Source organism: Desulfomicrobium salsuginis, from assembly GCF_054657795.1.
This window is the reverse complement of sequence record NZ_BAAHYA010000002.1, coordinates 2,083,214-2,095,028: the sequence shown is the minus strand read 5'-3', so window position 1 is coordinate 2,095,028 and position 11,815 is coordinate 2,083,214. Positions and strand designations below refer to the sequence as shown.

General features: G+C 42.6%; 9 protein-coding genes. All 9 read right to left on the bottom strand.

Annotated features, from left to right (window positions below):
* Position 1: 1 nt before the first annotated feature.
* Positions 2-934 carry a phosphoglycerate dehydrogenase gene (locus ACYQ3G_RS16470; protein WP_459827604.1) on the bottom strand — a complete coding sequence of 311 codons (933 nt, stop codon included), beginning with the start codon at positions 932-934 and terminating at the stop codon, positions 2-4.
* The gene (locus tag ACYQ3G_RS16465) at positions 934-1,632 is read right to left on the bottom strand and encodes an acylneuraminate cytidylyltransferase family protein (protein ID WP_459827602.1); all 699 of its coding nucleotides are present in this window, start codon (positions 1,630-1,632) and stop codon (positions 934-936) included. The genes ACYQ3G_RS16470 and ACYQ3G_RS16465 overlap by 1 nt, the downstream gene beginning before the upstream one ends.
* Before the next feature lie 15 nt (positions 1,633-1,647).
* A complete protein-coding gene (locus ACYQ3G_RS16460; protein ID WP_459827599.1) occupies positions 1,648-3,345 on the bottom strand; it encodes an MBL fold metallo-hydrolase in 1,698 nt (565 codons plus the stop codon).
* 180 nt (positions 3,346-3,525) lie between these two features.
* The gene (locus ACYQ3G_RS16455; RefSeq protein ID WP_459827596.1) at positions 3,526-7,446 is read right to left on the bottom strand and encodes a glycosyltransferase; all 3,921 of its coding nucleotides are present in this window, start codon (positions 7,444-7,446) and stop codon (positions 3,526-3,528) included.
* Positions 7,447-7,456: 10 nt separating this feature from the next.
* Positions 7,457-8,974, bottom strand: coding sequence for an FkbM family methyltransferase (locus ACYQ3G_RS16450; protein ID WP_459827593.1), 1,518 nt, complete (start codon positions 8,972-8,974; stop codon positions 7,457-7,459).
* Between the two features lie 64 nt (positions 8,975-9,038).
* A complete protein-coding gene (locus ACYQ3G_RS16445) occupies positions 9,039-9,980 on the bottom strand; it encodes a UDP-glucuronic acid decarboxylase family protein (protein ID WP_459827590.1) in 942 nt (313 codons plus the stop codon).
* Positions 9,981-10,122: 142 nt separating this feature from the next.
* On the bottom strand, positions 10,123-10,689 hold the full coding sequence (locus ACYQ3G_RS16440) for a nucleotidyl transferase AbiEii/AbiGii toxin family protein (RefSeq protein WP_459827587.1): 567 nt from the start codon (positions 10,687-10,689) through the stop codon (positions 10,123-10,125).
* Positions 10,690-10,732: 43 nt separating this feature from the next.
* The gene (locus ACYQ3G_RS16435) at positions 10,733-10,999 is read right to left on the bottom strand and encodes a hypothetical protein (protein ID WP_459827584.1); all 267 of its coding nucleotides are present in this window, start codon (positions 10,997-10,999) and stop codon (positions 10,733-10,735) included.
* 11 nt (positions 11,000-11,010) lie between these two features.
* Positions 11,011-11,814 (bottom strand): tetratricopeptide repeat protein, encoded by an 804-nt coding sequence (locus tag ACYQ3G_RS16430; protein WP_459827581.1) that lies wholly within the window; start codon positions 11,812-11,814, stop codon positions 11,011-11,013.
* Between the last annotated feature and the right edge of the window lies 1 nt (position 11,815).

The window sequence follows — 11,815 nt, the reverse complement described above, 5'->3', positions numbered from 1 at the left end:
CTTATTCTCTCCCAAGAAACGCCATGAGCTTGGCAATAGCTATTTTGCTAGTCCGTGTCACGGCGTCCGTCGTGTTCGAGGCATTGTGCGAACCGAAAATACATCTCGAATGAGTACGTAAGTAGCTGTCCATAGGCAGCGGTTCGACTTCAAAGACGTCTAGGGCTGCCGAATATACCTGTCCAGATTGCAGAGCGGCCTCAAGGGCTGGTTCATCAATGACCGGGCCGCGGCCAACATTGATGACACGCACTCCTGGCTTGGCTTTGGCCAGCACCTCGGCGTTGATCATGTGACGGCTTGATGGAGTCAGCGAGCATGTTGCCACAATGAAATCGACTTTTTCCACCTGGTTCGGCCAATCGGCGCGTTCAACGGTCGGCAGGTCGGCACTGTCAGGAGCAACGGGGTCATAGGCGATGACCTTCATCTCAGCTGCAAGCATGCGCCTGGCTGCACTCTTTCCGATATCGCCATAGCCAACGAGAGCGACCGACTTGCCGGCAAGGGAGATTCCTCGTGGCTTGGACCACTGGCCCCGGCGGACTCCGTCATCAATCTGGAATGTTTCGCGAGCTAGGGCCACAATATAGCCCATGGCGATATCGGCTACTTCGGCACCGAACATATTGGGAGTATTGGTGATGGGGATTTCGAGCTCCTTGCAAGCTTCAAAATCAACGTTGTCAACGCCAATGCCCCATTTGACCGCAGCCTTGAGCTGTCCCGCCTTGCCTGCGACAAAAACTTCCCTGGTAGCGGGATCGTCTCCGATTATCCAGCCATCATGGTGGGGAACGAGCTGCACGAGCTCTGCAACGCTCAAGGTCTGCACCACATTTGGGATGGTGATTTCGGCGTTGTATTTCTCAAACAAGGGACGAAAGCTGTCGATCATTCCCAGCATGGGAGGGCAGGTTACCAATATTTTCATTATGTATTTCCTTGTTGTTCCAGGAGGTAACGAGCGGCGACAACGGCAAAATCCCAGTCGGCGGGCGTATCGATATCGATGGATTCAAAAAATGGGCCTTCATACATCATTGGCTGCTTGCCGATGCGGGCCTTCGTCTTGCTGAAACTGTCGCGCGTAAAAATGTACAGGTTGGAATTTTCTTCGAACCATGGTTCGAGGTGCTGGGTTGGAATCAGATTGTCCGGATCGTGGTTCACAGGGGTGCAGTCCGCACGGTAGAAACGAGTCTGCACCTTGTCCACAGTAAACAAGGAATCAGCCTTGCCGGCCGCTTTGGCCTCACGAAATTCGGCCAGCGCCTTGCGGATGGTATCAGCGCTCATCAGAGGGTTCGTGGTGTGGGTCATCAGGTATATGTCGGCATCAACATTTGCAACGTCATCCGCCAAGACCAAATTCATTGATACATGATCCCCGCAAATTTCGGACTTTCGGTCGCGAATCATAATGCGATCAGTCTCAACGAGGCCATTGTCCGCCAAGATATGTCGCGCGTCGGTATTAATGACAATCTGGTCGACTTCCTGCACATCGAGCAACGTGTCGAGGATCCAGCGAAATAACGGCTTTCCGCAAAAAGAGCGGAAATTCTTGCCTTTGACACGCTCACTGTTTGCTTTCATGGGCAACAGAGCAACTATGCGTTCATTTTTCATTCCACAACCTTTCTTTCAAACTGGATAAAAATATTTTTCCTTTTCGGCATGCGAGAGTTTCCGTAGTTCGCGATTTCCCAAGTAGGTGCCTAGATACTGATTCCACCTATAGGCTACAACATCCAAGCAATTTGTCCGCAACTCACCTTGTGCTAGAGCGGCTCCCATGTCTTTGGCTATGCTGGTAAAAAAATAGCGGATCATATCCAACGCGCCGACGTGCACCTGCGGCATGATCCGTTGCAAAGCGATAGCCTCACGCTCAAAACGACGGCGAACAGCGCTCCAGGTTTCGCAATGATGGTGTATCACTTGGGCTTCCGCGACATATCCTATGCGCCCGCCATCTCGAAGCAATCGCTGAGCGAGTTCCATATCTTCCAAGCCGGTCAAATCTTCGTCAAAACCATACTTCGCCCATGCTTCACGGGTAATCGCTGAATTTGCGTTGTTGCAATAAAATTCTCCCGTTGGAATTCTGGAAAAATTCGGAAAATACTTGGCGAAAATCCGATGCTCACTCCATCGGCTACCCGAACCGCCAGCTTGCCCCCCATAGACATAATCTGCCAAACCGTCATAAAGTGGCTCGCATAACCTACTCAGCCAATGTGTATCCGAGGGAACGCAATGTCCACTGATGATAACAAGGATTTCGCCTTGTGCGCTGGAGCAACCTCGATTTAAAGATCTGCCAAAAGAAAATTCAGAGCGATCTATGGTTTGTACCCGACATCCATGCCGATGGGCGATAGTTAGTGTCCCGTCAGTCGATCCCGAGTCCACGACAATGACTTCCGGGCGAAGGCCAGGGCATGACTGGTTCTCGATGGCCATTAGAAGTTCGCCTAAATAGCGGGATTCATTCAGGGTCCTAATGATGATGCTAACATTGTTCTCCGTCAGGGAAAGTCGCCGTGGATTAAGCGCTAATCGGAAACTGGTTCGAAATTGTCTGTAAACCAGTAGAATCTCGTCTTCGCTAACTGCGTTACAAGGAAACATGTCCCAATGAATCGGTACGAGCTGCTTGACACCGATTTCCTGCGCCAGATGCATTGCGTCTCGTACGGACATGTTCCCGACTATGTTTCGTTGTCCTTTAAAAAAATTATGCTCATTGACGGGAAGAAATGCTGTATGAATAGGTTGCAATGCATTGAGAGCGTCGAGAATTTCTTGGCAGACTGAAGTGTCTCCTGCGAAATAAATACGTTGGCCTGAGAATTCAAGTAAATAGCCTACGCAGGATAAATTGCCCTCCATATCGCGATTTATATCCGGATGGGCTGCTGGGATGGCATGTAACCTGAGGTGGGAAGTAAGATTAAACCAGGCTTCCTTGGCAAGAAAAATGCGGTCATCAGTTATGCCCCAATCTCGAAGTTTGGCTAAGACGGACGCTGGCCCTACGAAGAGTGCTTGAGGTGACGCTTTGGCCAGTTTTGGCAATGTGTGGGGATCACAATGATCAATGTGGTCATGGGTAATGAGTATCCAGTCGGCATCGCAAATAGTCTCTGGCGGATAGGGAATTGGCAATTGCCGCACCAAATCAGGGGCATCAAGCTCCTGAGCCGAGTTCGAAAGATATGGATCAATATATATGGTGGCATCGGGGAAGTCCAAGCGGCAACCAGCTTGCCCCAGCATGTGTACAGGGATAAGTCCCGGGCGAGATGGAATCAATCGGCTAGGCTTGTGGTCGCTCACGAGCGAAGGAAAATCTCTTTTTGATGGAATGCAGGGTTTCATTTATAATTTTAGATTGTTGTGTGTAAAAATGTGCGCAGTTGAAAGCGCGTTTCTACACTCATCTGTGGTCTGCTCATTTTCTTGAATCGAAAAATGGTTCTATGAGGTGTTGGCTCGTATAATTTCAGAGTTTGAAAACTATGCGATGCTTTTTAGCGTATTTATTGCTTCATTAAACTTATTAAGCTGTTTCTGTATATTAGCTAAATGAATATAGTTTGTTTTAGTCGGTTCGATTTGAGCAATCATTTTGTATGTTTCTTCTGCGTGTATAAATTTATTACAAGATATATAATAGTCTGCAAGTAATTTGAAAATGGTAAGATTGTTTTTTGCATATTGATTTAATTGAGTGCACTCAATGAGTTTTCTCTCGTAATCATCGGAGCATTGTGTATATTTCAAAATATTGTTTGCGATAGTAGTTATATTTTTGTCATCCACGTATTCTATTACATCAATGTTGTCTTTGTGAATAATTTCGACTGTAATTTCATCGTTATCGTAGTAATAATTTTCATCACATAAATTCAAATCATTCCACTTTGATAAAAAATAATTGGTGTTGTCGATTGAGTGTAAAAAACGTCCCTCTGTTTGAGATTCAATGTGAAAGACAACAGATTTTGGTTCATAATAAATTGCATGTCCATTTTTATGTAATTTAAGACATAAATCTACATCCTCGAAACCGTTTGTAAAGTTTTCATCAAATGGGCCAAATTCAAAAAACAATTTCTTAGAAATTAATAAACAAGCGCCTGTTATAGATTTAAAAGTGCGTTTTTTATTTGCGACGGGGTGCTGTGACGATAGTCCTTGGTAAATATGGTAAGGTCGATTTGCAGTGTCAAATACAACTCCGCAGTGCTGAATTGTATTGTCCATGTATAATAATTTTGATCCTACGCACCCGATAGATTCATCTGATTCGGCTGTCAGGAGCAAATATGTGAGCCAATTCTCTGTTACAATAGTGTCGTTATTGAGGAATAGTAAATATTTTGTGTCTGCGGCGTGGGCGCCTTGGTTGCAAGCCCTTGCGAATCCTCGATTATCGATGTTTGAGATTACTTTTATATTACTATTGTACTGCTTAAGAATTGAGCTTGTCTGATCTGTTGAGCCGTTGTCAATTATTATAAGTTCAAAATTTGTAGTGTGTTTATATATAGAGTTAATACAGTTTTTGGTTAAATTTGCATTGTTAAATACAGGAATAATGATCGTTACAAGCTTGTTCTTGGTGAGCGTTTCGGCAAAATTTGAATTAAAATATAGGTTGCTATTATTATTAATGTAATTTGAGATGTTGCTATGAAGTTTTCCGCTTTTAATGTTGTTTAATCTCTGTTCATCTTTCCATTTTCTGTAATCATAATGTGTACAATTTTCTTTCTCATCGAGTGCAACAAATGTTTTAGGATCAATTATGGCAGCTTTGCCGCCTGGCAAATGGATGCCAATGTTTTCATCTTCCATGTATATATTAAGTTTTTTTGATAATAGTATGCGTGCGCCATAGTCAGCATCTTCTTCGCCATATAGTCCATAGTCTTCGCACCAAAAGCCAAGTATTTCGTGTGTTCTTCGGGGTATGAGTATGCAGGCGCCTCCCAGGTTGCCTGGAATTTTAATTCGAATTCTTCTGCCGTTGATCACATGAATTGGGTAGCTGACAGGTTCAAAGTTGTATGCAACTGCTCCGCATTCGGCGATATTGTCAGCAATATCTACGAGATTATTCAGCCATTCATACTTATTTATTACAATATCATTATCAATTTTTAAATAGTAATCTGCATTTGGTTCAAGGCTCCATGCTAAATTTGACGCTTTGGCAACTCCAATATTTTTATCAAGCAAGATAAGATTTTTAATTATACCTTTTTGCTTAAGTTTGTTAAGGTATAATTTTGTATCCGAGTTGCTGTTATTATCTATCACGGTTAAAGTATATGGAAAAATTGTGTGTTTTAAAATACTATCAATGGATTGTTGTGTAAAATCAAGCCGGTTGTGCGTGATCATGCATATATTGACGTATTTATTCTTTGGCGTGTGTTTTTTATAGTAATGTCCAGTGATGAACGATTTGGGGCGTGGAAAAGCGTTAACATATTTTTGCTTGATAATTGATGTTTCAATATTGTTAACGTTGCTATTTTTGTTTACGATTCCGTTAGGGTTATGGTAATATAAACCTAAAAAATCATTAATATGTTTCATTTTGTATTGAGTGGCTATTCTGCACCAAAATTCATAATCGCTAGCAGATATCAGTGACTCATCAAAATAACCAATTTTATTGTGTATAGATTTCCGCCACAGTGGCTGTGGGCCTATGTGACAACCTGAGAGCATGATGTCTGGAGAATAATCAGGTTTGATACTGTATCCTGTTCTAATGTGCTTGTAAAAGTTTTGATTATCTATATTAGTTATAAAATAATCTGCATATACTAAAGCAGTTGATGGGTTGTTGTCTAGTTCATTTGACATAATTTCTAGCGCGTCGTCTCTCAAGATATCATCCGAATTTGCCGTTATAATGTATTTTCCCGTAGATATTTTTATTGCTCGATTCCATGCTTGGTAAACAGTTTCTCTTTCGATTGTTCGAAAATATTTAATATTTTCATTAGTTAGTTGAAAGTCATTAACAATTTTTTTTTCATTTTCAGGTGAGTTGCTGTCTAAAACAATGATTTCGATTTTATCAGCGATTGTTTGAGATAGTAAGTTATCTAATCTTGATTTAATGAATTTTTCGCTTTTATATGTAGAGACAATGGCAGATATGGTATATTTATTGTCTTTCATGGTGTTATTTTTGTCTGCTTTTTTTAAATACAATTTCGTGTTTTGTTTTTGTGTATCTATAAAAAATAATGGTCTAGTATCTTTTTCACTAAACCCTAAAAAATTGTATTTTAAACTAAATGAGCTGAATAGCCAGTCGTAATACTCTATTGTGTCAATTTTTTTATGAGCATGGCCTTCAAAAAAAATTCCTTTACTCGTTTTATTTATTATATATTTGAACAGCTTGTCTCTGTTCGTAAGTTCTTTTGTTCTATAGACAGAGAAGAAAAATGAATAATCGCAAAACTCTGGTGTATATTTGTCTATTTCAGACTCAAAATTGAAATCATTGAAGTCTATATTGAGATAATTTAAATTGCTGATTTTGGTAATTTTCGCGATCTGTTTCGCTACATTATATGTTTCGAAAATACCCTCTATTCCCCAGACTTCTTTGGCGCCTGCTAGTGCCGCTGTTATGCATGCTTGCCCTGTATTACATCCAAAATCAAATATAGTCTGATTCATAAGGATACTATTATCAAATAGTTCAAATCGTTTTGTAGATCTATCCCCTTTTAAGCCGATTAATGGTATTGATTGGTAGTTTGGAAACCAAGGTATTGAGTCAATCTTGTTTTTTATTAATATAGTTTCTTTCTCTTCAACGAAATTTGAAAATTCCTTTTCCGTAACAATTAATTTTATATTAATAAACTCATGATGTGTAATTGCATGTGCGCAAATTCTTCTTGCTCCATCGATCATATATATTGAATATGGATTTATATTTGCGCCTAAATTATTTAATGTTTCTCCTGATATGAAAAGTGGAGGTGGCAGTATATTATTGTTTATAATTAATTTTTTATACTTATTTATATCAGAAGATCTCGTTGTGTGTTCTTTTGATTCAAAATACCTATTAATATCATGTAGTGACTTTGGTTTAAGTTTGGAATATGTTTTGTTTGATTTTATGTCGATTATTTTGCTTTTTGCTTCAACAACAACACATTTTTGGAAAATGCTATCGTTCCATAATATGTTTTTCTTGAGTTTAGTTTGGAAAATGTGATTTATTATTTTTGCTATGGCGTTAAAGCCGATTCCTATGTCTCTGATTTCATAATTGTTCAGAGCTGAGTAGCATGATTCGGTTTTGCCTACAAATTCCATTGGTTTTACGTCAATGATATTTTCCGTAAAACCCATTCTTTCTTGATAATATTGATTCAAAATATTTTTTTTCATAATTTTGCCATTATCGTATGAGTTTTTTATAATCTATTTTTTCAAAAATTGTTAATTTTCCATCTACAGTTGCATCTAGTATGACTTTTCCGGCATCTTCGTAAGCTTTTTTAGCGATTTTGTATGACTCTTCAGATCGCTGTAGATCAGGGAGGTTCCATTTAAATCCTTTTCCAAAATATTCTGTTGAAAAATGATTTTGATCTGGTCCTTCTGAAGTAATTTCAAGATTTGGTTTTCCTTTTGTGGCAAAATTGTGATCAACGCCAATCAAAATCACTTCATCAAATCCCATATAGTAAGCAATTTGCATTGTAAAATATGTAACAGTCCAACCTTCGCACAATCCATTTAGCGGTTCCGTAGAAAAAATCCATTCTGGAGTGCTTTTTATGAACACCATATTTTCAGGTGGATTTGGGAAGTACGGTGCGCCTTTGTGGCTTATGAATTTAGGACAATTTATGTTTAAAATATCTTTGTGGCTTTGTTGTAAGACAAGTTTGTTCACAGATACATAGTATGTTGTTTCAAACTTTATTTGATCAAATAGGAGGTATATTCTATTTAATCCAAATGAATATTCGTATTTTAGGAATGATAAGTCCATTTTGTTGAGACTTGGACCATTTCCAACAATAAAGCATCTTTTGCTTTTATGGATGTTTTTGAAAGCTGTTATTTTTTTATAATTAATATCTTCTGCTTTTTTATTTGTTTTCTCTGTCACTTTGCAATTTTTTTGCTGCTTATCTTCGCCTTCATTTGAAAGTTTAATATTTTTTATTATATTTTCGTATATGTTTTGTTTTGATGGCAATTCTTTAAGTGCAATAATATTGCCCCAGGCATTCATATTTTTTATGTCGCATGGGTATTTTTTAAAAGTATTCCAGTAATGAGTGAGCCCGTACCGAATGATTGGATGCCATTCGCTTATAAATACATTGTATCCAATGTCTGACAAAAATGAAGCTATCGTGTGATAGTTGTACCCAAGCTGCAGTGTTTTTTTGTCTTCAAACTCGCAGAGGATGGCATCTGGCTTTATATAATTCCAAGGAATGCCTAGTAAAACCATTAAATCATAGCCTTCTGCATCTATTTTTAAAAAATCAATATGCTTAATGTCATAATTTTTGCACACTTCTTTAATTGTTGTCGTTTTTACCGAACAAAATTTTTTATGACTAGTAGTAAATGGAGATAGTGAGCTTACTCCGGAACTTTCTGGCGATTTATAAAAATTGCTAAGGCAACTTTTATGCGATATTGCTCTTTCGTCTATTGTGATAGGGTAGCCAGCGCATTTACGTTTCAATATTTCTCTATTAATTGGGTCTGGTTCAAAAGAGAAGCATTTGTATCCATGCATTGCAAGAGAAATCGATGTGTGGCCATGGTGTGCGCCTACGTCTAGCGCAATTCCACTTTTTTTTATATTTATGATTGATAACATAAAATTTAATTCGTCAAATCTGGCTCTAAAATCTTTAGCAAAAGATATTTCAAATTCTAATTTTTCCATAATATGAACCTATAGTGTCTGTTTCTATTTATTTTATATATATAATTTTTATATTTATAGATTGTTATATGAATTTATTGAAATAATTCAAAGTTTGCAATAGCCCTTCATTCAATTGAGTTTGTGGTTCCCATTTATATTTTGAATACGCGATGGCGATGTCAGGCTTACGCTGACTTGGATCGTCGTTTGGAAGTGGTTCAAATGATATATGTGATCTGCTGCCCGTTAATTTGATGATTTTTTGGGCAAGTTCGAGTATTGTAAAGTCATTGGGGTTGCCCATATTGAGCGGACCGCAGAAATTGTGATCATTTCGCATGAAACGTATCATCAATTCGATCAGATCATCTACATAGCAGAACGCTCTTGTTTGTGATCCATCCCCATAAACGGTGATTGGTTTTCCCTGAATTGCCTGCATGATGAAATTTGAAACCACTCGACCGTCATTGGGATGCATGCGAGGACCGTATGTGTTGAAGATGCGGCCAACCTTAACAGCCAAGCCGTGTTGTCTCTGGTAGGCAAAAAATAATGATTCTGCGCAACGCTTCCCCTCGTCATAGCATGAGCGGTATCCTATCGGGTTCACGTTCCCCCAATACGACTCCGGCTGCGGGTGCACTTCCGGGTCGCCGTACACTTCCGAAGTCGAGGCTTGGAAGATCGGAATCCTCAACCGTTTCGCCAGTCCCAGCATGTTGATGGCCCCGTGCACGCATGTCTTGATCGTCTGTACCGGGTCGAACTGGTAGTGGATGGGCGAGGCGGGGCAGGCCAGGTTGTAGATTTCATCCACCTCGACGTACAGCGGGAAGGTGATGTCGTGGCGGATGACTTCGAAGCGGGGGTTGGGGAGGAGGTGCTCGATGTTCTGCTTTGAGCTGGTGAAGAAGTTGTCCACGCATATGACTTCGCAGTCTTCTTGGAGCAGACGTTCGCAGAGGTGGGATCCTAAAAAACCGGATCCGCCAGTTACGAGGACGCGTTTTCGTAAGTGCATGTCTTTCCCGCCTTCCTGGCAAGAGGTGTCAAAATTTCCGCAGCCTGGGGCTGTCTGAAAGCGGAAAGCACTTGGCGTGCCAATGGGCTTGTCGGGGAGGGGCGCGTTGTCGAGGAATTAATAGGTTGCAGGTAAGTCCTTGTTATACGGACATCGCCTGCCGGATCAGCCATTCCTTGATTGTCGCATCCGGAACGACTTCATGCACGAACTCGACCTGCTCGGTCAGGTCCACGTCATCGAAATAGCAGAGCTGCTCCAGAAAGAGCTTCGCGTTGAAGGCGCCGCGGAAGATCGTTCTGGCGGCCTGGATGAGTTCGGGAAGGGTGGCGTGGTTGCGGAGCAGAAAATAGAGGTCCACGTAATCCTTCCACTTGCTTCTGCGGCCCAGCGCGTAGGCTTTCATTGCTCCGATGGTAAGTATGGCAGGCATTGAGATTCTTGCGCGGGGCCATTCGACGGTTCCACGAACAGGGAACGGGAAGGAAAAGAATGTCAGTTTGACGCCTTGGACAATGATGGTGAGTTCGTCGCTCGTTGCCGTCAGTGTGTGTTCAGGGACGAGTCCTTTGCGTTGGAGGGAACGCAGGATTGCTTCCGGTTTGATTTCTGCGGAAGTGGCCAAATCGAAGTCGATGGATTTTCGATGTCCGATCTGCAGGGCCAGCGCGGTTCCGCCGCAGAGATAGAAATTCGGGAAATCGGCCAAGACTGTCTCGGCCAGTGTCGCTTGGGCCGCACTCAGAATCTCTTCATGCATGGCGGGCAAAATAGAGCGAGAAGTAGTTGATGGTGGGCGGGCGGTAATTGCAGCGTTCTTTGCCGATCTGGCGTTCGAAGATGCTGCGGACTTCATGAATGCCGACCTCGGCCAGCAGGCATTTGACGTCATCGAGGTCGCCTTTGGTCAGGATGCCTTCGACCACGCTTTCCAGGGATAAATGACGTTTGTTCGCGATATCCCACCAGAGGTACTCGCGCGGGACGACGAGCGTGGTGTACTGCTTTTCGGTGAGCATGGTTGCGCCGCTCATCCCCCCATCTGTTTTGTCGCGTACAACTTCATCTTCCGCGCCTCGGCAAACTCCGCGTTGATGGCCAGGGCGCGGTCGGCGGCGGCGATGGCGTTTTTCCAGCGTTTCTGGTCGAGGTAGACGCGGCCGAGGTTGAAGTAGATGGCCTCGTCCTTGGTCTGGCGCTCCAGGGCCTGGATGTAGAATTTCTCGGCCTCTTCGAGGCGGCCGGACTTGCGCAGGACCATGCCGAGCTTGTTGAAGATGTGGGCCGAGTCCGGATTGTCGGCGTAGGCGGATTTCAGGTATTCGAGGGCCTCGTCGTATCTGCCGAATTCCAGGAACATGTCGGCCACGGTGACCTTGAGTTCCGTGTCCGTGCGGGCCGCGTCGATGAGGCGGTCGCAAACCTGCTTCGCCTTGGCGGGGTCGTCTTCCTGCAGGTGCTTCCTGGCCAGTTCGAGCTGCTTGCGGCGGTATTCGGCCAGGGCGGCCAGGTGGGTGTTGGCCTCTTCGGCAAGATTTTCCTGGAGGAAGGCCAGCAAGGCGTAAAGGCTGGCAAGAAGTTCCTTCTCCTCGCCCGGCTTGTAGCTGATCTGTAGTGGATAGATTTTTTTGAGTTCGCGGTCGTTGGCCAGGCTGTAGGCCGCCCTGTCCAGGGCTTCGGTGAAGGCCTGCAACTCGTGTTTCATGAGCGAGGCCTTGAGGATGAAGCCAACGGCCTCGTGCAGGTTGGCCACGGCCGCAAGGAGCTTTCCCTGTTTCAGCAGCATGCTGGTTTCTCCAAGCTGTTTCTTCGCCTTGAGAATCTCTGCCGACATG